The sequence below is a fragment of the Flavobacterium sp. genome (assembly GCF_044368625.1).
Taxonomy (GTDB): domain Bacteria; phylum Bacteroidota; class Bacteroidia; order Flavobacteriales; family Flavobacteriaceae; genus Flavobacterium.
The window spans coordinates 13,373-34,029 of the sequence record NZ_JBIPPD010000008.1 but is presented as its reverse complement, the minus strand read 5'-3'; the positions used below and the strand labels follow the sequence as shown (position 1 = coordinate 34,029).

Annotated in this window: 18 protein-coding genes and 1 tRNA gene; 11 read left to right on the top strand and 8 right to left on the bottom strand. The window is 36.3% G+C overall.

Annotated elements, in window-relative coordinates:
* Positions 1 to 136 precede the first annotated feature (136 nt).
* Positions 137 to 637 carry an outer membrane beta-barrel protein gene (locus ACIQ2X_RS01440; protein ID WP_396177093.1) on the bottom strand — a complete coding sequence of 167 codons (501 nt, stop codon included), beginning with the start codon at positions 635 to 637 and terminating at the stop codon, positions 137 to 139.
* Positions 638 to 922: 285 nt separating this feature from the next.
* On the opposite strand from ACIQ2X_RS01440, the gene ACIQ2X_RS01435 reads away from it, so the two are divergent.
* The 3 genes from ACIQ2X_RS01435 (at position 923) to ACIQ2X_RS01425 (ending at position 4,495) form a co-directional block, all read left to right on the top strand.
* Entirely contained in the window at positions 923 to 1,453 is a 531-nt protein-coding gene (locus ACIQ2X_RS01435) for a porin family protein (RefSeq protein WP_396177092.1), read from the top strand.
* Between the two features lie 79 nt (positions 1,454 to 1,532).
* Positions 1,533 to 1,946 (top strand): type II 3-dehydroquinate dehydratase, encoded by a 414-nt coding sequence (aroQ, locus tag ACIQ2X_RS01430; protein ID WP_396177091.1) that lies wholly within the window; start codon positions 1,533 to 1,535, stop codon positions 1,944 to 1,946.
* A 68-nt stretch (positions 1,947 to 2,014) separates the two neighbouring features.
* The gene (locus ACIQ2X_RS01425; RefSeq protein ID WP_396177090.1) at positions 2,015 to 4,495 is read left to right on the top strand and encodes a DUF5686 and carboxypeptidase regulatory-like domain-containing protein; all 2,481 of its coding nucleotides are present in this window, start codon (positions 2,015 to 2,017) and stop codon (positions 4,493 to 4,495) included.
* Between the two features lie 78 nt (positions 4,496 to 4,573).
* On the opposite strand, the gene murA is transcribed toward ACIQ2X_RS01425, so the two are convergent.
* From murA to ACIQ2X_RS01410, 3 genes are all read right to left on the bottom strand, one after another.
* The gene (gene murA / locus ACIQ2X_RS01420; RefSeq protein WP_396177089.1) at positions 4,574 to 5,890 is read right to left on the bottom strand and encodes a UDP-N-acetylglucosamine 1-carboxyvinyltransferase; all 1,317 of its coding nucleotides are present in this window, start codon (positions 5,888 to 5,890) and stop codon (positions 4,574 to 4,576) included.
* Between the two features lie 93 nt (positions 5,891 to 5,983).
* Complete coding sequence (locus ACIQ2X_RS01415) at positions 5,984 to 6,706, bottom strand: DUF4290 domain-containing protein (RefSeq protein WP_396177088.1); 723 nt, start codon at positions 6,704 to 6,706, stop codon at positions 5,984 to 5,986.
* A complete protein-coding gene (locus ACIQ2X_RS01410; RefSeq protein WP_396177087.1) occupies positions 6,706 to 6,990 on the bottom strand; it encodes a DUF493 family protein in 285 nt (94 codons plus the stop codon). The genes ACIQ2X_RS01415 and ACIQ2X_RS01410 overlap by 1 nt, the downstream gene beginning before the upstream one ends.
* 425 nt (positions 6,991 to 7,415) lie before the next feature.
* On the opposite strand from ACIQ2X_RS01410, the gene ACIQ2X_RS01405 reads away from it, so the two are divergent.
* The 5 genes from ACIQ2X_RS01405 (at position 7,416) to ACIQ2X_RS01385 (ending at position 12,000) form a co-directional block, all read left to right on the top strand.
* Entirely contained in the window at positions 7,416 to 7,955 is a 540-nt protein-coding gene (locus ACIQ2X_RS01405) for an AAA family ATPase (RefSeq protein WP_396177086.1), read from the top strand.
* A 72-nt stretch (positions 7,956 to 8,027) separates the two neighbouring features.
* Positions 8,028 to 9,923, top strand: coding sequence for an ATP-dependent DNA helicase RecQ (locus ACIQ2X_RS01400; RefSeq protein ID WP_396177084.1), 1,896 nt, complete (start codon positions 8,028 to 8,030; stop codon positions 9,921 to 9,923).
* On the top strand, positions 9,923 to 10,870 hold the full coding sequence (gene fmt, locus ACIQ2X_RS01395) for a methionyl-tRNA formyltransferase (protein WP_396177083.1): 948 nt from the start codon (positions 9,923 to 9,925) through the stop codon (positions 10,868 to 10,870). The genes ACIQ2X_RS01400 and fmt overlap by 1 nt, the downstream gene beginning before the upstream one ends.
* Before the next feature lie 176 nt (positions 10,871 to 11,046).
* Positions 11,047 to 11,319: an HU family DNA-binding protein gene (locus ACIQ2X_RS01390; protein WP_396177082.1), complete on the top strand. Its 273-nt coding sequence runs from the start codon at positions 11,047 to 11,049 to the stop codon at positions 11,317 to 11,319.
* A gap of 120 nt (positions 11,320 to 11,439) precedes the next feature.
* Entirely contained in the window at positions 11,440 to 12,000 is a 561-nt protein-coding gene (locus ACIQ2X_RS01385; RefSeq protein WP_396177081.1) for a YqgE/AlgH family protein, read from the top strand.
* Here the strand turns inward: ACIQ2X_RS01385 and ACIQ2X_RS01380 are convergent.
* Both ACIQ2X_RS01380 and ACIQ2X_RS01375 read right to left on the bottom strand, forming a co-directional pair.
* On the bottom strand, positions 11,992 to 12,828 hold the full coding sequence (locus ACIQ2X_RS01380) for an aminotransferase class IV (RefSeq protein ID WP_396177080.1): 837 nt from the start codon (positions 12,826 to 12,828) through the stop codon (positions 11,992 to 11,994). The two genes, ACIQ2X_RS01385 and ACIQ2X_RS01380, sit on opposite strands and share 9 nt — an antisense overlap.
* Positions 12,829 to 12,878: 50 nt before the next feature.
* Entirely contained in the window at positions 12,879 to 13,271 is a 393-nt protein-coding gene (locus ACIQ2X_RS01375) for an START-like domain-containing protein (RefSeq protein ID WP_396177079.1), read from the bottom strand.
* 165 nt (positions 13,272 to 13,436) lie between these two features.
* Here ACIQ2X_RS01375 and ACIQ2X_RS01370 point away from each other — a divergent pair.
* Positions 13,437 to 13,510: transfer RNA gene (locus ACIQ2X_RS01370), tRNA-Met, on the top strand.
* A 684-nt stretch (positions 13,511 to 14,194) separates the two neighbouring features.
* On the opposite strand, the gene ACIQ2X_RS01365 is transcribed toward ACIQ2X_RS01370, so the two are convergent.
* Together ACIQ2X_RS01365 and ACIQ2X_RS01360 are read right to left on the bottom strand one after the other, a co-directional pair.
* On the bottom strand, positions 14,195 to 14,290 hold the full coding sequence (locus ACIQ2X_RS01365; RefSeq protein WP_396177095.1) for a type I restriction-modification system subunit M N-terminal domain-containing protein: 96 nt from the start codon (positions 14,288 to 14,290) through the stop codon (positions 14,195 to 14,197).
* A gap of 268 nt (positions 14,291 to 14,558) precedes the next feature.
* Positions 14,559 to 15,530, bottom strand: coding sequence for an NAD(P)H-dependent flavin oxidoreductase (locus tag ACIQ2X_RS01360; RefSeq protein WP_396177078.1), 972 nt, complete (start codon positions 15,528 to 15,530; stop codon positions 14,559 to 14,561).
* Positions 15,531 to 15,771: 241 nt separating this feature from the next.
* Between ACIQ2X_RS01360 and ACIQ2X_RS01355 the strand changes: the two genes are divergently transcribed.
* Complete coding sequence (locus ACIQ2X_RS01355) at positions 15,772 to 18,276, top strand: zinc-dependent metalloprotease (protein WP_396177077.1); 2,505 nt, start codon at positions 15,772 to 15,774, stop codon at positions 18,274 to 18,276.
* A gap of 462 nt (positions 18,277 to 18,738) precedes the next feature.
* Positions 18,739 to 20,643 (top strand): 1,4-alpha-glucan branching protein GlgB, encoded by a 1,905-nt coding sequence (gene glgB, locus ACIQ2X_RS01350; RefSeq protein WP_396177076.1) that lies wholly within the window; start codon positions 18,739 to 18,741, stop codon positions 20,641 to 20,643.
* The last annotated feature ends 14 nt before the right edge of the window (positions 20,644 to 20,657 follow it).

Genomic DNA, 20,657 nt, shown 5'->3' with positions numbered 1-20,657 from the left:
TGTTTATAAGCTAAATCGCAGATATTTTGGTGAGAAAATCTTCGATAGACTAGTGATAGCAAGCATTACAGGAGTATGATTAAAAAAGGATATGCATAAAAAATTTAAATGGTTTTTTAATAAACATCAAATCGTTTTATAATTTAAAAACGCCACCTACGTTAAATGAACCAAAGGTATTTTTAAAAGTAAAGTTGGAATCTGTAGCAACATTATTTAAACCACTCAAAGATTGATAATCAATCAAAATACTGATTTTTTCGTTAACTTCAATTTTATAACCAATACCAACATTTAACCCAAATTGAGTAGAATTTACTGCGTCTTTATTGTCCACACCATTAGCCTCGGCCGACGTTAAAAAACCCAAACTTGGACCAAAATTAAGATTCCATTTTCTGGTGCTTCCAAAATGCCAATTTGCATTTAACGGAACTGTTAAATAATTTAATTTGTCTTCGAAGCCAGTAACTTTAGTACCCATAGTTTGAAATAAGATTCCTGAACGAATACTCCATCTATCGTTAAAAAAATAATCTCCACCAACGCCATAGGTTATACCTGACAAGGATTTATTTCCGCTTTCAATTTGATCACCATAGTAATTGGCTGAAGAATATCCGATTTGAGGTATCAACTCAATTGTACCTTTCTCGCGTTATTGTGCACTAACAAATCCAAAAGCGAACACAGCCGCTACCGATAAAATTAATTTTTTCATAATTGTTTAAATTTAAATTTAGTGACTCAAATGTAGAAGTTTTGTGTAGTATTATAATTTACACGGTTCTATGTTTTTAACAAACTTATTAACAAGTTAGGCAAAATTCCTACAAACAAAAGTAAAGGATTCGAATTTTTGATAAATATTTCATTACCTTTAGACTGTACTTCTGAACAAAAATCAACTAAAAAAACCAACATGAAGAAATTAATTTTAGTAGTTTCCCTTTTATTTCTGGGAACATCCGTAACTAAGGCCCAAGATTTAAAATTTGGAGCAAAAATTGGCACCAACTTTTCTAACCTTCAAGGCAATGAAATTGATGGCGATAATCTAACCAGTTTTCACGTAGGTGCTTTAATCGAAATCAATATTGTCGAAAATTTTTCGGTGCAACCTGAGCTGATGTATTCGTCTCAAGGAACCGACTTCCAAAATGAAAATTACAAACTGGATTATGTTTCACTACCGGTTTTAGCAAAATTTTATTTAATAAGCGAAAAATTAAGTCTGGAAGCCGGCCCGCAATTTTCATTTTTAATCAATGAAGATGTACCAGAAGCATTCCGAACCAAATCATTCGATTTTGCAGCAGTAGGAGGTTTAGGCTACAATTTAACATCCTACCTTTTCGTTCAAGCACGGTATGTAGTAGGCTTGTCGGACACTTCAAAAGATGCTTCAATCACAAACAGAATCATCCAATTGTCGGCAGGATTTCGATTTTAAATGCCTAAAATATTCCTTTAAAGCAAGTCGTTCTCAAAGAGCGACTTTTTTTTGTATTTTTACTTTAAATCCAATTTCAATGAACATCATTATCATCAACGGTCCTAACTTAAATTTATTAGGCAAAAGAGAACCAGAAGTCTACGGAACACTTACTTTCGAACACTATTTTGCCACGCTTCAAGAAAGAAATCCTGCGGTGCAACTCCACTATTTTCAAAGCAATATTGAAGGCGAACTGATTGATAAACTGCATCAAATTGGTTTTTCTTACGACGGAATTATCCTGAATCCCGGAGCTTATACCCACACTTCTATTGCCATTGCAGACGCGATTAAATCGATTCCAACTCCTGTGATTGAGGTACATATTTCCAATACATTTGCGCGAGAAGAATTCCGACATCAATCATTTACTGCCCCAAATGCCAAAGGAATTATTATTGGTTTTGGGTTAAAAAGTTATGAACTTGCTTTAAATGCCTTTATTTAAAAAATCACTTGTAACCTTTTGGACAAAAAAACGACTACTTACTCAATCAACCAAAAACAATTTATTATATGAGAAAAATTACCACGGTTTTCTTGTTGCTTTTTGCTACCATGCTTTCGGCACAAATTAAAGGAACCATAACTGATGCTAAAGGAACCGCACTTCCTGCAGTTTCTGTTTTTATCGAAAATACCTACAACGGAACTTCATCTAACGAAAATGGTAGCTATGAACTCAATATCAAAAAGCTTGGAAATTACGTTATTGTTTTTCAATACTTGGGATTTAAAACGGCAAAAAAGACGGTAAACATTACGCAATTTCCTTATGTTCTGAATGCACAATTAACAGAAGAAAACATTGATTTGGCCGAAGTAGTCATTAATACAAAGGACAATCCAGCCAATAGTGTGATCCGAAAAGCCATTGCAGCACGAAAAGACAACTCTGAAAAAACGGGTCGTTTTAAAGCCGACTTTTATTCCCGCGGTATTTTCAAATTAAAAAATGCACCAAAAAAGATATTGGGTCAAGAGATTGGCGATATGGACGGATCGTTGGATTCTACAGGAACCGGAATCATCTACCTTTCGGAAACGATTTCTAAAATCATGTACGAAAAACCAAGTAATTTCAAGGAGCGAATCATTGCTTCCAAAATTAGCGGTGACGATAACGGCTACAGTTACAATTCGGCTCGTGGAAGTGCTTTTGATTTTTATAGCAACACCGTTTCATTGGGTGCAAAAATGATTTCGCCCATAGCCGACAATGCTTTTAACTACTACAAATACGTTTTGGAAGGTACTTTTCAAGACGAAAACAACCAAATGATCAACAAAATCAAACTCGTTCCAAGACGGGATGCCGAACCTGTTTTTGAAGGCTACATTTACATCGTGGAGGACAGCTGGGCGATTTATGGCGTGGATGTTGAAATCAAAGGCTATCGTGCCAAACAAGAATTCATGAACACGATGAATTTAAAACAGAATTTTAGCTACAACAACAAAACCCATATTTGGTCTAAAAACAGTCAGTCTTTAGAATTCAATGCAGGAGCGTTTGGCATTACCTTTTTAGGAAAATTCACACACGTTTTTACGAATTATGAATTTCCAGACGAATTTTCTAAGAAAACGTTCACCAATGAAATTTTGAGTTTTGAAGAAAATGCCAATAAAAAAGATTCCACCTTTTGGAACACCGTTCGGCCGGTTCCTTTAACCCTCGAAGAAACAAAAGATTACATCAAGAAAGACAGCTTACAAGTTTTGCGAAAATCGGACAAATACTTGGATTCGATTGACGCCAAAAACAACAGATTCAAACTTTTTGACATTCTTACCGGTTACAGCTACAAGAATTCGAAGAAAAACTGGACTTTGGCCTATGAAGGAATTTCGAAATTGAATTCTATAAGTTACAATACCGTGCAAGGCTGGAATTTAGACAGTGGTTTTTCTTTCACAAAATTCAACGAAGAAAACGGCAAGTATACCCGAATCCGTTCTGCTTTTAATTACGGCTTTGCCGAAGATAGGCTTCGCGTGGTAGGAAGTTACATTCACCGTTTCAATACTCAAAATTACGCCACTATCAGTCTTTCGGGCGGTAGTACGGTGAGTCAGTTTAATGAAAATAACCCCATTTCAAAATTAATAAATTCCGTTAGCACGTTGTTTTTCAAAAACAATTTTATGAAACTGTACAACAAAGAATTTGCATCTTTGGCATACGGCCAGGACGTTGCGAACGGCGTATATCTTTCGGGAAGTTTGGGTTACGAACAACGAAAAAATTTGTTCAACAACACCGATTTTACCATCATCAAAAACAGCGATGTTTATACCTCCAACAATCCCTTAGCGCCATTTGATTACATTACGCCCGCTTTTGAAACGCATCATTTGACAAAAGTGAACATTGGAACCCACATTAATTTTGGTCAAAAATACATTTCGAGACCGGATGCAAAATTAAATTTGAGAAACGAGAAATTCCCAACTTTGTTTCTGAATTTTGAAAAAGCTTTTGCAGCTACAGCGTCCAATTATGAATTCGAACAAATCGCCGGACGTATTTTTTACAACAAAACTTTGGGTAATAAAGGAACCTTTTCGACCAATTTGAAAGGTGGGAAATTTTTTAACGCCGACGGTATTTCGTTTATAGATTACCAACATTTTAATGGAAATCAAACACGCGTTGGCACGAGTTCGAGTTATTTAAATGTGTTTAATTTGATGCCGTATTACACCAACAGTACCAACGACAGTTATTTTGAAATGCATGCCGAACACAATTTTGAAGGTTATATCATGAATAAAATTCCGCTTTTAAACAAGTTAAACAGTACGTTGATTGTAGGATTTCACAACTTATCTGTTCCCGATCGAAAGCCTTATCAGGAATTTACGATTGGTTTAGACCGATTGGGCTTTGGAAAATTTAAAATGTTTCGAGTCGATTATGTTCGATCCTACCAAAACGGATTTATAGGCGATGGTGTAATCTTTGGACTTCAAATTTTGAATTTTGTAGATTAACTAAAAGTGCAAAGAGCATGAAAAAACCGAAGTCCATTATTTGAACTTCGGTTTTTTACTATTTAAGTAAATATAATTTTAAGACTCTCTCACAATCTTAGCTCCCAAAGCCCTCAATCGTTCGTCGATGCGTTCATATCCACGGTCAATTTGTTCTATATTTTGAATGGTACTCGTTCCTTTAGCAGAAAGTGCAGCAATCAATAATGAAATTCCAGCCCGAATATCTGGCGAAGACATCGTAGTCGCTTTTAATTGGGATTGAAAATTGTGTCCCATCACAACAGCGCGATGCGGATCGCACAGCATGATTTTGGCCCCCATATCAATCAGTTTATCTACAAAAAACAAACGACTTTCAAACATTTTTTGGTGAATAAGTAAATCGCCTTTTGCTTGCGTTGCAGTAACCAAAACGATGCTTAATAAATCAGGTGTAAAGCCCGGCCAAGGTGCGTCGGCAACGGTAAGAATGGAGCCGTCGATATCGGTTTTGATTTGGTAACCGTCTTTATGTTCGGGAATGTAAATGTCGTCACCCCTTTTTTCTAATGTAATTCCTAGTTTTCTAAATGTGGATGGAATCAAACCTAAATTTTCCCAACTCACGTTTTTGATGGTAATTTCACTTCTGGTCATTGCCGCAAGACCAATCCACGAACCAATTTCGATCATGTCGGGTAAAATGCGATGGGTACAACCATTTAAACTTGTAACGCCTTCGATAGTTAACAAATTCGAACCCACGCCAGTAATTTTTGCACCCATTGAGTTGAGCATTTTGCACAATTGTTGCAAATAAGGTTCGCATGCCGCGTTGTAAATAGTTGTAATTCCTTTAGCCAAAACAGCCGTCATTACAATGTTGGCCGTTCCAGTAACAGAAGCTTCATCGAGTAACATGTGAGTTCCTACAAGGCCCTCGGCCGTTTGTTCTACACCATAAAAATGATCTTCACGGTTGTATCTAAATTTGGCTCCCAAATTAATAAATCCTTCAAAATGGGTGTCCAATCTACGACGTCCAATTTTGTCGCCACCGGGTTTTGGGATGTATCCTTTTCCAAATCGTGCCAAAAGTGGCCCTACAATCATGATTGAACCTCGTAAGGATCCGCCTTCTTTTTTAAAAGCTTCGGTTTCTAGATAGTTAACATTTACAGCATCTGCTTGAAAAGTGATCGAACCTTTCTCGTTTCGCTGAGTTTTTACCCCTAAATTTTCGAGTAATGTAATTAGTTTATTGACATCGATAATATCGGGAATATTATTGATGGTTACTTTATCAGATGTTAAAAGTACGGCACACAATATTTGCAATGCCTCATTTTTAGCTCCCTGTGGAACTACTTCTCCTTTTAGGCGAATACCGCCTTCTATTTTAAAAACTCCCATTTGTTTTAGTAATTAGTTCGGAGTTACAATTTAGGAATTATAAGCCGTGACAAACGTAACTCACAACTTACAACTCCTAACCCACAACTTCTTTTAAGGTTTTCTGTTTTGATTTTTGTGCACTGGATTTCCCGGTTTGCCCTTTTTCATAATTTTGGGTTTCAGCGTGGAAGTCGTCGAAATTTTGTTGGAACTTCGTTGATTGGTTCGCAACAAATCACTGGTATTGATCAACTCTTCGGAACTTTCTAACAAATTAATTTTTCCGTTGGAAAGTTCGTACAAATGTTCAAAAATAACATCATCTTTTACCGTGTCTTTATTCCAACTCAAGTAGGATTTTTTCATGTGATTGGCAATCACTTTTACAAGAGCACTCTTCAATTCGCCTTCTTCCCATTTATTGGCCACATCAATCATGTACTTGATATTATTGCCATAAAAGCGGTATTTTGGAAAATTTTGTGGATACGGTAATTTATCGGGTTTGAGTTGCAATACTTCACGCGAAAGAATCGGATAGGGAGAATCGGCATCCAATTTAAAATCAGACATGATAAACAACTGATCCCACAATTTATGCTGAAAATCAGGCACATCACGCAAATGGGGGTTTAAATTTCCCATCACTTGTATAATGTATTTGGCAATTTTATTCCGCTCCACACGATCTTCAATAGCAACGGCTTGATTAATCAATTTTTGCAAATGCCTGCCGTATTCAGGAATCATTAAAGGCGGTCTTTCAGAATTGTATTCTAAATTATAAACCACATCGTTTGCGGTTTCTTTACTGTACTTTTTTTCGTTTACCATTATAATGAAATTATTCCTTCTATTCCTGAAACTTCAATGTATTTAGCAATCACAGCATCTGGATTTTGCATTTGAACATCGACAGAAACACTGGTGTATTTTCCAGTTTTAGATTGTGTAGTCTTGATTACCGCACCCATATTATTGAACGCGCTTTCTATTTCAAGAATCTTTTTTAACTCTGAAGGTACGATAAATTTGTAAAGATACTCCGAAGGCCAAACGGAAGTTGTACTGAGTTCCTCCTTCAATCGTATGTAAAATTCTTCTGTTTTTTTATCCATCTTAGTTTTTGAAAATAAACAACAAATATAATGTAAAAGATAGAGACTGTAAACTTTTTATTTGGGCTTTAGGCCAATTTAGCATGCTCCAACGAACAATGGTTGAAAAATGGGTTTCTGCTACTATTTATTTTTGGATTTCGATAGTTGAATGTACTGCTGCATTTTGCCTCAGGGGTGTACCGAAGTTTCGGGAAAATCCTTTTTTGCAGCTTTGAGTTTCGTTTTTTTGAAAAGCTCAGGTTTGTCACAAAAAAATTGTAGCAAAAGACCCGACCTGCCGTGGCGGGGAACGCCCAAAAATTGAAATTATCGCAACTACTGACTTTAAAAGCCATCTGCAAAATTTAAAATTACGAAATGGACTGAAAAATACTTTCGATATCCCGTTTAGTTTAAGTAAATTTGCCACTTATTTCAAAAAAATGCAAAAAGAAATAATTGTTATTATTGGCGGTCCTGGAACTGGAAAAACCACCATCATCGAAGGTTTAATTGCCAGAGGATTTTGTTGTTATCCCGAAGTTTCGCGCGAAGTAACTATGAAAGCCAAAAAACAAGGGATTGAACAATTATTTCTTGAAAACCCTTTGCTTTTTAGTGAACTTTTGTTGGAAGGTCGAAAAAAACAATTTCAAAATGCATGTCAAGAACCAACTTCCCTTGTGTTTTTAGACCGTGGAATTCCTGATGTTTTGGCCTATATGCATTATATTGGCGACAGCTATCCTGCCCATTTTGATTTGTGTTGCAAAGAACACCTATACACCAAAATATTTATTTTACCGCCTTGGGAAGAGATTTACGTGAGCGATGCCGAACGGTATGAAAATTACGAACAAGCCAAATTGATTTACAATCACTTAATGGGAACCTACCAACATTACGGTTACGACTTAATCGAGGTTCCAAAAGGCACATTAGACGACCGAATTGCTTTTATCCTAGAGCAAGTCAATCAATAGGTTTCGAATTGAGCAACGGTATTACACAAAAAACCGTACTTTCGTTGATAAACTATTTGTAAAGATACAGCAATGAACGAAACACTTCAACTGCTTAAAAAATACTGGAATCACGACGATTTTAGAGGTTTACAAGCGGAAATTATAGCCAATGTTCTTGCTCAAAAAGATACATTCGCTCAGTTGCCTACCGGCGGCGGAAAATCCATTTGTTATCAAATTCCTGCACTCGCTCAAGACGGGCTGACCTTAGTGATCTCTCCACTGGTATCGTTGATAAAAGACCAAGTCGAAAACCTACAGAAAAAAGGCATAAAAGCGATTGGACTGACTGGTGGAATTTCCAGCGATGAAGCAAGTGACTTACTCGATAATTGCCAATATGGAAATTACAAATTGCTCTATCTCTCTCCCGAACGATTGCAGTCCGACTGGATTTTAGAGCGGCTTAAAAACTTGCCGATACATTTGATTGCCGTTGACGAAGCACACTGTATTTCGCAATGGGGCAATGACTTTAGACCGGCTTACCTCAAAATTACAAACCTCAAAACACATTTTCCCGAAACACCCATTTTGGCGCTTACTGCCTCAGCAACGCCACGTGTGAAGCAAGATATTTTAAAAATTTTAAAAATAGAAGATGCTGCTATTTTTGAAAAATCTTTTGACCGGGAAAATATTGCCTACATGGTTTTTGAAGTGGAAGACAAAATGTACCGTTTGGTTCAAATTGTAACCAAAAACCCAGAATCTTCTATTGTATATGTTCGAAATAGAAAATCTTGTATCGAAATTTCGCGGCAATTAACACAGTCTGGCATTCGAGCAACCTACTACCACGGCGGTTTGAGTACGAATGAAAAAAACAAAAACATGGAGCTCTGGACCACCGAAAAAGTCCAAGTTATTGTGGCAACCAATGCTTTTGGGATGGGAATTGACAAAGGAAACGTAAAGACCGTTATCCACATTCAACTGCCGGATTCGATGGAAAGCTACTACCAAGAAGCGGGACGAAGCGGCCGAAATGGTCAAAAAGCATTTGCCGTTTTGTTGCATTCGCCATCCGATTTTATGCAAGCCGAGGGGCAATTTTTATCGGTTTTACCCGACAAAGACTTTTTGACGAAAGTCTACAAAAAATTAAATTCGTATTTTAAAATTGGATACGGCGAAGGAATTGATGAATGCTTTACATTCAACCTCAACGAATTTTGTGCCCAATACCAGTTTCCCGTATTGAAAACATTTAACGCGATTCAGTTTTTAGACCGACAAGGAATTTTGACGCATTCGCAAGAATTTTCTGAAAAAATAACCGTTCAATTTCTTATTCCTTCCAAAGAAGTGCTGCGGTACATGAGTTTGCATCCGCATCAGGAAGAAACTATTGTTACCATTTTACGAACATATCCTGGAATTTATGAAGTTCCCGCCACATTAAACTTGATTTTGATTGCAAAAAAAGCACAAACCACTGTAGAAAAGGTGACAGGAATTTTGGAACAATTGCATCAAAAAGACATCATTTCCTATCGTGCCACGGGAACCGACAGTACGATAATTTTTAACGAAGTGCGGGAAGACGAGCGAACAATCAACCGGGTTTCTAAATTTTTAGCGATTCAAAACGATTTAAAAACCAAACAATTAGACGCTGTTTTACATTATGTAACAACAAAAGATGTTTGCAAATCCAAACTAATATTGGCCTACTTTGGGGAAGAAAAAAAGGAAAATTGTGGTATTTGTTCCTATTGTATTTCTTTGAAAAAAACACCTTTGCAGAGTAGCACTGTGTATCAGCAAATTATTTCAGTTCTTGAAAGCCAATCTTTAGATTCTCGAAGTTTAGAAAAAATATTGAAACAACCATCGCATCAGGTTATCTTTGCATTGCAAGAATTATTAGAGCACAAAAAAATTGAAATACTACCCAACAACCAATACCGATTAAAAAAATAATGGAACAACTAAAAATAGTATTTATGGGAACCCCCGATTTTGCCGTGGGCATTCTCGATAGCATTTTGAAAAACAACTACGAAATAGTGGGTGTCATTACCGCTGCAGACAAACCAGCAGGTCGAGGTCAAAAAATAAAATACTCGGCCGTGAAAGAATATGCATTGGAACACAATTTAAAATTATTGCAGCCCACTAATTTAAAAGACGACAATTTTATTGCCGAATTAAAGAGTTTAAATGCGAATTTGCAAGTGGTTGTGGCGTTTCGGATGTTACCAAAAATAGTGTGGGAAATGCCTAAATTGGGTACGTTTAATTTACATGCTTCACTCCTTCCCGATTACCGTGGTGCTGCACCAATCAATTGGGCAATAATCAATGGGGATCAAAAAACGGGCGTGACTACGTTTTTTATTGATGATAAAATTGATACAGGAGCGATGATTTTGAGTAAAGAAATTGCTATTTCGCCAGATGAAAATGCGGAAAGCCTACACGACCGACTAATGGACTTGGGAAGTGAAACGGTAATTGAAACCTTAAATTTAATTGAAAATCAGAAAGTGACAACTCAAATTCAACAAGATACTTCCGACCTTAAAACCGCTCATAAACTCCATAAAGAAAATTGCAAAATAGACTGGACTCAAAGCGGCACATCTATTTTCAATTTAATTCGAGGGCTTTCACCCTATCCAGCGGCTTGGTTCGTACTGCAAGACAAGCAGAAAGAGCTTCAGGTAAAAGTATACAAAGCACTTTGGCAAGAAGAATTGCACCATTTAAAAATAGGAAGTTTGATTACAGATAAAAACTCAATTAAAGTAGCAGTTGAAAATGGATTCCTCTTTTTACTTGAATTGCAATTACCCGGAAAGAAAAAGATGAACAGTAAAGATATTTTGAACGGAACGACATTTTCGAATGAAGCAAAGGCTTGCTAAGCATTATAAACACTGAATTAATGCGAAATTTATAAAAACCAAGAAAGTTTGTCAACATTTACACAAAGTTATTAACAATCGAAATAAAAAAACTCTAAATATGTTGCACAGTAACGAAATCCTCCTAAATTTGTTATGCAACATTAATATTTAACCAACAATTAATAACTATTATTATGAACAAATCAGAATTAATCGATGCTATGGCAGCCGACGCTGGAATCACAAAAGCAGCAGCAAAGTTAGCATTGGAGTCATTTTTAGGAAACGTAGGTAGCACTTTAAAAGGTGGCGGAAGAGTTTCTTTAGTAGGTTTTGGATCTTGGTCTGTTTCAAACAGAGCTGCAAGAGACGGTAGAAATCCTCAAACGGGAGACACTATTAAAATCGCTGCAAAAAATGTAGTGAAGTTCAAAGCAGGTGCTGACTTAGAAGGTAGTGTAAATTAATCACTTACCTCTATATAAATTAAAGTCTTCCCTGTTGAAGACTTTTTTTATGCAAAAAAATCACATCTGTATTGCATTTTTAACTTTTTTATTCTTAAATTTAATAAAATTTCAGATTAAATGATATCAGATAAACTCAAAAAAGGTCATTTACTAATTGCTGAACCATCTAATTTTGGTGACCTCTCGTTCAATAGATCTGTAATTTTATTAGCAGATCACAATGAAAATGGTTCGGTTGGATTTATCATCAATAAACCGTTAAAATACACGATTCAAGACTTGGTTCCTGAGATACAAGCCAATTTTAAAATCTATAACGGTGGACCTGTTGAGCAAGACAATCTGTATTTTATACACAATATCCCAGAACTTATACCCAACAGTTTAGAAATTTCAAACGGTATTTACTGGGGTGGCGATTTTGCTTCTACGCGAGATTTGATCAATGAGGGAAAAATTCACAAAGACAATATCCGTTTTTTTCTAGGGTATTCAGGTTGGGACGCCAATCAGTTGAAAAACGAGATGAATACAAATGCCTGGATTGTTGCAGCAAATAGTTATGAAAATAGGATTCTTGGAAAATCGACTACCCATTTTTGGAAAGAAAAAATTCTAGAACTTGGAGGAGACTATTTAATTTGGTCCAATGCACCTGAAAACCCTGCTTTAAACTAAAATAAACTTTTGATTCAGCTGCGACAATAACGCTTTCGCAAATTGATTTTCGAAGTCTTTTTTGCGGTATTTTGAAATCGTTTGTATTCCTGAAATCACGTTGGTAACAAACAATTCATCCGCTTTTTGTAGATCAAATGGCGAGATGATTTCTTCTACAACTTCAACATCCATTGTTTTGGCAACTGCCAATACTTGCTTTCGCATAATTCCATTTAAACAACCCTCACTAATGGGAGGCGTTGTTAACTTTCGCTCTTTCAGCATAAATAAATTGCCATTCAATGCCTCGATTACATTTTTTGAATCATTCAATAAAAGACAGTTTTGAAGATCATTTTCTTTTGCAAAAATACTTCCCGTGATTTGAACCGCTTTATTGGTAGATTTAATCGTGGACAATAACTGTTTGGTAATGTAAAAATCTTTAAACAAATCCACTTCGTAGTGTTCCGTATGCCACAAATACTCTTTATTGGGTAATGCAGAGGCTTGAATCAGGTAACTCACTTCATTGGTTTCAGGCAAATAAAAACCGCCGCCGTTGCGAAAAACGGTGAGTCGAACGCGAGCGGATTGCTGCACTTCATTAGCCAACAACAATTGCTGGATTTCCTGCTCCAAAAATTCCATTGTAAAATTCATCGGAATTTCCATTCGCAAAATCCGCATCGAAGACATCAAGCGAAAATAATGATCTTCGAAAAAAAGTATCCTATTATTTACAACTTTACAGGTTTCAAAAACCCCATCGCCGAACAAGAACCCACGATTATTTGCTAACGAATTGGCAGTAGCTCCGACTAATGTTCCATTAAAATTTACCATAAAAAAACCCTGAATTAAAAATCCAGGGCAAAGATAAGTTTTATAATAATTTATACCGAACCAATCACGTGTTTTAAATCAGATATTTGATTTTCCCAAAGCAGCGATGCTTCGTCTATTTCATTTTCGAGGGCATAATCAATAATCATTAACGAAACATCTTTAGTAATTTCGTCTTCGAGAATACGCATTTCAAAAAAATAATCCGTGTCGTTATTATTTTCATCGATCCAACGGAATTTAATTTTTTCACCACTTTTTTTAGAAGTCATTCGCGCTTTTTCCTCGGAATCGTTCCAGATAAATGTAAAAAATTCACCGCGAGAATTGACATTGTCCGCAAACCATTCGGACAAACCTGAAGGAGTCGAAATATATTGATACAAGAGAGAAGGCGAAGAATTTATGGGAAATTCCAATTCGTATTTAATTTTTGATTCCATAGGTGCTAAAAAGTAAGTCTTAAACAATTTTCTCGAAATATATACAATATTCGCACAATAAAAAAGTATTTTTAAAAATAAAATTTTTATCGAAATTAATTTGCCACATTGCAATTAAGTTTTATATTTGCACCCGCATTCAAGGATGCCATAACCACCTATTTTGGCGAGGTAGCTCAGTTGGTTAGAGCGCAGGATTCATAACCCTGAGGTCACGGGTTCAACTCCCGTCCTCGCTACTGAAGATTAAGTCAATAAACTAACGGATTTGTGTTACAAATCCGTTTTTTTTGTCTAAAATATTTTTACATGTACTAAACTTATACAATTTAGAACACTATCACCCAATTAATCACTTCAAATTGTTGAAACAAAAAAGACTTTACGCTTCCAAAAATATTTACCGATGGGTTAAATATTCTGCTATGGCATCAACTTAGTAAATCCGAAAAAGCAAAAGTATTATCTAAAAGTTACCATGTATCGTATAGTTTTAGAGATGCGAAAACTGGCAAACTAAAAAGAATGCCTGACATCAAAGGAAATACCAATAAGCTTAAGACTAAAAAGAAAGAGTTGAATATTTGAATGCTATGAGTATTGCACTTAAATTTTTACTCGAAAAAGGTTTTAATCCTAATATTACTAATAACATTGAAGAACTAATCGACAAAGAGCAATCCGAAACTTCTTAAGGAAACAACGCTAGCTTTGCGATTCCGAGTAAAACCAATTCAATACCTACTGATACATAACAACCCCTAAAATTCTATCAATTTAAAGAAGCTTTGCTTTAAACTTTAAGAAGAATACTATTAGAGATACTTCAAACAAAAACTTTGAGCTAATAATTAGAAAATTCAGAAATCATTAATTTCACTAAAAATGATGCCGTCCGTTTTCATGAACTCATTCGCTTTTTTCTATAGCTTTTCAAAAAGGTATTTGTAAAAAATAAATCCAAGAATATAATCTTGAAATTGATTGGCTCTGATTTTTCCACGCAAAATATTGGCAATTGCCCAAAGTTAGGATTCCAATAATTTGTTTTGTTCGTCTAACATCGTTCGCTTTTAAAATTTAAAAGTTAAAACGTACAGTTTATCTTCTGAAAACAGAAAGTAGGGTTGCAATAAATTTAGTGCAAAAGTGCAAAGGTATAAGTTTGTTTTTACAGTGAATATTGCAGAAAAACGGGTTAATTGTGCGGGTTTACAAAGCATTGCAGGCGTTTGCATTGCAAGATTTGGACTGTGAGTAGCGGTTTTAAATAAAATTTCAATTCTTCTAACTCAAATTTTTAATAATTTCACGCAACGGCAATATTGCTTTGGTGTTTTCGATGCTCGGTCCAGCTACCCAAACCGTTTTATAAGTCGCTTGAGTTGCAGCTTTCTCGGTAGCTTTCATTCCGATGTGAAAACGAATCATTTTGACCCACTTTTTTAAACTTTTGTTTTTGTTTAATATACGTTCCAATAGGGTTTCTTTTGTTCCAATTCTCTGAACATAAGGCGTGTTAATAACCGTACAGGGTGTTCCCGAAATGCGTTGGGTCATCACAATATCTTTTGCACCATAGTCTACACAAGCTTGTTTGTATTCGTTGGAAACACCCGATTCTTCTGAGGCAATAAACGGACTTCCTACCGAAACCCCCACAGCACCGTATTGCATCATCGTATCCACATCCGCTTTTGTGCTTACGCCACCGGCAGAAATTACGGGTAAAGAAGTATTTTCGTTAAGCAATTGAATCAATTCTTCAGGATTTAAATTTCCCCGATGTCCTCCGGCTTGATTGTTTACAGCAATTAGGGCATCGCCGCCCAATTGTTCTACTTTTTTTGCGAAATTTAAATCGGTTACGTCACAAAAAACCTTGATACCTACTTTATGCGCTTCAATAATGGTTTCCTCCGGACTTCCCAACGAGGTAATGATAAAGTCAACACCTTCTTGACAAATCACTTGTAATTGCTCTTTATATTTGGGATTTGACTTGTTTACAATCAAATTATACCCAAAGGAACCGCCTTCCATTTTTGCCGCTTTCAGTTCTCGAATCGAACTTCGAAGTTCCTCCAGAGTGCGGTAATTTAAAGCCGGAATACAACCCGCCACACCGCCTTTCATCCCTTCAATAACCATTTTTGTATTGGAAACTAAAAACATTGGAGCAATTATAATAGGATGTTTGATTTGGAGTAACGAGGTAAGTGGTGTCTTTTGCATAATACTGTGTGTTGTAAATTTCAAATATACTCAAAAATAATAAATTTATTATGCATGCATATAAAAATTCTTACTAAGTCTAAAGCACAATTTAAATTCTGGCAAAAAATGAATCAAACAAGACTTAAAATTGTTAAATATTGAAAATAATCAGACTGAAAAAGTAGAAATATGTAAATTTTAAAATAGATTTGAAAGGTAGTTATAGAAACACCTTAAACCATCATAATCTATGTTTAAAAAATTTACATTAATTTCGACATGTATGCTTCTTTTATTTTGTGTTGAAAGTTTCGCTCAAAAAAAAGAAAAAAAGAAAAAATCAAAAGACAAAACGGAAGTAGCTGTCAAAAAACCTGAAGAAAAAAAAGGCCCTAAACCTTACAAAAAAGTAATTGATTCTTCGGCAGTGACCCAAAATGGATTGCTTAAAATTCATAAAACCAAAGACAAGTACCTTTTTGAAATTTCCGATTCTTTAATTGGAAAAGAGATTATGACCATTACACGCTATTCCAAAACTCCAGCGGGTGGAGGCATTTTTGGTGGTGAAGAAATCAACCGTCAAGTGGTTCGATTTGAAAAAGGCATGACCGACAACATCATTTTACGTTCAATAACGTATGTAATTATGACTCCTGATACCGACAAACCCATCAGCCAAGCGGTTAAAAATTCGAGTGCCGATCCTATTATTGGCAACTACGAAATTTTGGCTTACAAGAAAGATTCCGACGGTAAAAAAAATAGTGCTTATGTAATCGATATGAATGCAAGTTTTGATGCAGACGTTCAAACCTTTTCGTTAAGTCCAATAAACAAGCAGTTACTGAAAATTCAGTCGTTTCAAAAAGACAAATCATTTATCCAAGAAATTAAAAGTTTTCCGATAAATACAGAAATTAGAACCGTAAAAACGTTTTCAACTGAACCGCAAAAAATTTCTAGAACTCCCGTCCCACAAATTGGTATCGATTTTCCCGCAGGCCTTGATGCAGGTGTAGTTACCGTCGAATTAAATACTTCGATGTTGCTTTTGCCCGAAATACCAATGCGTAAAAGAGCCTACGACAAACGGGTGGGTTATTTTGCCAATGGATACGATGTTTTTGAAAACGAATCCTTGAAAGCCGACAGAGAAATTTTTGCCGTACGATGGAGATTGGAACCTAAAAATGCCGAAGATGCCGAAAAACAAAAAAGAGGCGAATTGATCGAACCTAAAAAACCAATTGTATATTATATTGATCCAGCTACACCCGAAAAATGGCGTCCGTTTATAAAAGCGGGAGTAGACGATTGGCAAGAAGCATTTGAATTTGCAGGTTGGAAAAATGCCATTCGTGGCGAATATTGGCCAGAAAATGACCCTACAATGAGCTTGGAAGATGCTCGTTTCTCGGTGCTACGTTATTTTGCAGCCGATATTCAAAATGCGTATGGCCCCAATGTACACGACCCAAGAACAGGTGAAATTATGGAAAGCCACATTGGTTGGTACCACAATATCATGAGTTTGCTCAGGGATTGGTATTTGATTCAGGTAGGTGCTGTAGACCCAAAAGCACGATTTAAAAAGTTTGACGATAAATTAATGGGCGAATTAATCCGATTCGTATCCGCACATGAAGTTGGCCACACTTTAGGTTTACGTCACAATATGGGAGCGAGTAACGCTACACCCGTTGAAATGTTGAGAAATCCCGCTTTCCAAAAGAAAAACGGGCACACCTCTTCCATTATGGATTATGCGCGTTTTAACTATGTTGCCCAACCCGAAGATGGCGTTACAGATTTGTTTCCGAGAATTGGCGATTACGACAAATGGGCCATAAAATGGGGTTACTCCTATTTTGCAGACGCTAAAGATGCCAAAGAAGAAAAGGCTTTGTTGAATGAAATGACCAAAGAAGCTTATAAAGACCGACGCTTGTGGTTTGGAACCGAAACGAGTCCGTACGATCCGCGATATCAAACCGAAGATTTGGGAGACAATGCGATGAAAGCTTCGGAATACGGAATCAAAAATTTAAAGAGAATTTTGCCACAATTGAATTCTTGGAGCAAAGAAGACGGCGAAGATTACTCCGAATTACAAGGTTTATACAATTCCCTTACGGGTCAATTCAGAAGGTATATGGGACACGTAGCCAAAAACGTAGGCGGTATTTATTACAATCCAAAGACATCCGAAATGGCAGGAAACGAATACGATGTTGTTCCATCAAGCATTCAAAATGAAGCGGTTGCTTTTTTAAATACCCAATTATTTAAAACACCAACTTGGCTTTTAGACCAAAGCGTGCTTACTAAAATTACTCCAGACAGTGGTGTAGAAGCTATGAAATCCTTGCAAGGCGGAACATTGAACAGCTTATTATCGGGTGATCGATTGATTCGTTTACTGGAAACTGCTTCATTAAACAAAAAAAATTATTCTGTAGATGAATTGATGAGCGATTTGAGAAAAGGTATTTTTACCGAACTAAGTACCAACGCCCCAATAGATATTTACAGAAGAAATCTTCAAAAATTATTCGTAAATAATTTAATAGAAGCCTTAGACAATGAAGGTAAAAAAACCGCTTCGGGACTCAACAGAAGACCTGTAAATTATAGCGAAACCGACATTCCGTCGATTGCAAGAGGACAATTAAAGGAATTGCGAACACAACTCAATGCAGGTGCCGCAGCAAATCCAGATCGTTTGAGTAAGTTTCATTTACAAGACTTAGTAGCTAAAATCAATGTGGCTTTAAATCCAAAATAAAAAATAATATAAAAGTAAAAAAACCATTTGATTCGTTTCAAATGGTTTTTTTTATGATTTTACAGTACCACAAGAGCTCATTGCAACAAACAAAAAATGCAATTCAAAGTATTTAACTATTACCCGTAAGATTTATATTTTTTAGTAAGTAAGAAAGTAAGGGCTAAAATTTAATATCTTATTTTAGAACATTAATTTTTTTTGCCACGGATTGTACAGATGAGCACAGATTACTTCGTTTCTTAGATTAAAAATCCTTTTAATCTTTTTAATCTGTAGTAAAAACACTTGGTAATAATTGCAACAATACATCTTTCTTCTTGCTTAATGCGTTTCTGCAAGAGCACATCTTTGATTATTTGAATAATTTTTTAGTAAAGTTCTGCATACTTATCTTTTTTTTATAAATTTAGAATCCAATAAAGAGGACGTTTCAAATACAGTCTCACAAACAGAAAATAAATGAATCACGTACAGCCGCATTCCCTTCTGACCGATTTTGATATCGACTTATTCAAAGCGGGAAAACATTTTAGATTATACGAAAAATTAGGTGCTCATCTTGTTGAAGTCGACGGTGTAAATGGCGTTTACTTCGCTGTTTGGGCTCCATCCGCACATTCGGTTTCCGTGGTGGGCGACTTTAACTTTTGGACACAAGGCGAACACCTACTCAACGTAAGATGGGATGCTTCGGGAATTTGGGAAGGCTTTATTCCTGGAATTGAAAAAGGAATGACCTACAAATATAAAATCCAGTCCAACAGTGGCGGTGTTGTTACCGAAAAAGCAGATCCATTTGCCTTGTATTGTGAACATCCACCACAAACGGCTTCCATCATTTGGGATTTGGACTACAAATGGAAAGACACCAAATGGATGAATTCCCGCAAAGACAAAAACGGATTGGATAAACCTTATTCGGTTTATGAAATACATTTAGGCTCCTGGAAACGAAATGCCGAAGGAAAATTTCTTACGTACGTCGAGCTCGCTGAAGAATTAGTGGCGTATATCAAGGAAACAGGTTTTACCCATGTCGAATTCATGCCGATTATGGAATATCCGTACGACCCGTCTTGGGGTTATCAACTCGTTGGCTATTTTGCTCCAACCTCTCGTTTTGGAAAACCACAAGATTTTATGTTTCTCGTTGATAAACTACACCAAGCGGGAATCGGGGTGATCCTGGATTGGGTGCCATCGCATTTTCCAGACGACGCTCACGGACTTGGGTACTTCGATGGGTCGCATTTATTTGAACATCCCGACCGTAAAAAAGGCTATCACCCCGATTGGAAAAGTCTTGTTTTTAATTACAGTCGCAATGAGGTACGCTCGTTTTTAATAAGCAATGCTATTTTCTGGTTGCATCATTACCACGCCGACGGACTTCGAGTGGATGCCGTGGCATCAATGCTATACTTGGATTATTCTAGAAACGACGGCGAGTGGGAACCCAATATTTATGGCGGACGCGAAAATTTAGACACCATTAGTTTCTTAAAAGATTTTAATGAAGCCGTTTATTCTAATTTTGAAGGAGTTCAAACCATTGCCGAAGAAAGCACTTCGTTTCCAATGGTTTCCCGACCTACTTATTCCGGTGGATTAGGTTTCGGAATGAAATGGATGATGGGATGGATGCACGACACGCTAAAGTATTTTCAGAAAGAAAGTATTTACCGAAAATACCACCAAAACGACTTAACCTTCTCGACGACTTATGCTTTTAGCGAAAATTTTATGCTACCGCTTTCGCACGATGAAGTGGTTTACGGAAAAAGTTCAATCCAAGGAAAAATGAGCGGCGACGAATGGCAACGATTCGCTAATTTACGACTTCTGTACGGCTATATGTTTACCCATCCTGGAGCGAAATTATTGTTTATGGGTTCGGAGTTTGGGCAATCCAGAGAATGGAATTTTGAAGCCGGTTTGGATTGGAATTTACTGGAATTCACCTACCATTCTGGTGTAAAAAAATGCATTACTGATTTAAATGCCCTTTATAAAAACAATCCTGCACTTTACGAAAAGCAATTTTCTCCAGAAGGTTTTGAATGGATCAACTATTCTGATCATCAAAATTCAGTTTTGACCTACATTCGTAAAGGAATTAACGAAAAAAAGAATTTAATTGTGGTTTGCAACATGACTCCAGTAGTGCATGAAAACTACCGAATTGGCTTGCCTGTTAAGGGTAAACTGATTCAAGTATTTAATTCAGACGCAGTCGAATATGGCGGCAGTGGCATTACCAATTTGAAGAGTATTAAAATTGAAAAGGAGTTATGGAACGGTCGGGAATTTTCTGCCGAAATTGTTTTGCCTCCACTCGGAATTTGTGTTTTCAAAATAGGATAACATTTTATCGAAGG

Coding starts and splice junctions, on each gene's coding strand:
- ACIQ2X_RS01410 (WP_396177087.1), bottom strand. CDS start 6,990: ATGGATAAAAAAACAGAAGAATTTTACATACGATTGAAGGAGGAACTC.
- ACIQ2X_RS01390 (WP_396177082.1), top strand. CDS start 11,047: ATGAACAAATCAGAATTAATCGATGCTATGGCAGCCGACGCTGGAATC.
- ACIQ2X_RS01405 (WP_396177086.1), top strand. CDS start 7,416: ATGCAAAAAGAAATAATTGTTATTATTGGCGGTCCTGGAACTGGAAAA.
- ACIQ2X_RS01380 (WP_396177080.1), bottom strand. CDS start 12,828: ATGGTAAATTTTAATGGAACATTAGTCGGAGCTACTGCCAATTCGTTA.
- ACIQ2X_RS01385 (WP_396177081.1), top strand. CDS start 11,440: ATGATATCAGATAAACTCAAAAAAGGTCATTTACTAATTGCTGAACCA.
- murA (WP_396177089.1), bottom strand. CDS start 5,890: ATGGGAGTTTTTAAAATAGAAGGCGGTATTCGCCTAAAAGGAGAAGTA.
- ACIQ2X_RS01415 (WP_396177088.1), bottom strand. CDS start 6,706: ATGGTAAACGAAAAAAAGTACAGTAAAGAAACCGCAAACGATGTGGTT.
- ACIQ2X_RS01355 (WP_396177077.1), top strand. CDS start 15,772: ATGCTTCTTTTATTTTGTGTTGAAAGTTTCGCTCAAAAAAAAGAAAAA.
- aroQ (WP_396177091.1), top strand. CDS start 1,533: ATGAACATCATTATCATCAACGGTCCTAACTTAAATTTATTAGGCAAA.
- ACIQ2X_RS01435 (WP_396177092.1), top strand. CDS start 923: ATGAAGAAATTAATTTTAGTAGTTTCCCTTTTATTTCTGGGAACATCC.
- fmt (WP_396177083.1), top strand. CDS start 9,923: ATGGAACAACTAAAAATAGTATTTATGGGAACCCCCGATTTTGCCGTG.
- ACIQ2X_RS01425 (WP_396177090.1), top strand. CDS start 2,015: ATGAGAAAAATTACCACGGTTTTCTTGTTGCTTTTTGCTACCATGCTT.
- ACIQ2X_RS01400 (WP_396177084.1), top strand. CDS start 8,028: ATGAACGAAACACTTCAACTGCTTAAAAAATACTGGAATCACGACGAT.
- glgB (WP_396177076.1), top strand. CDS start 18,739: ATGAATCACGTACAGCCGCATTCCCTTCTGACCGATTTTGATATCGAC.
- ACIQ2X_RS01375 (WP_396177079.1), bottom strand. CDS start 13,271: ATGGAATCAAAAATTAAATACGAATTGGAATTTCCCATAAATTCTTCG.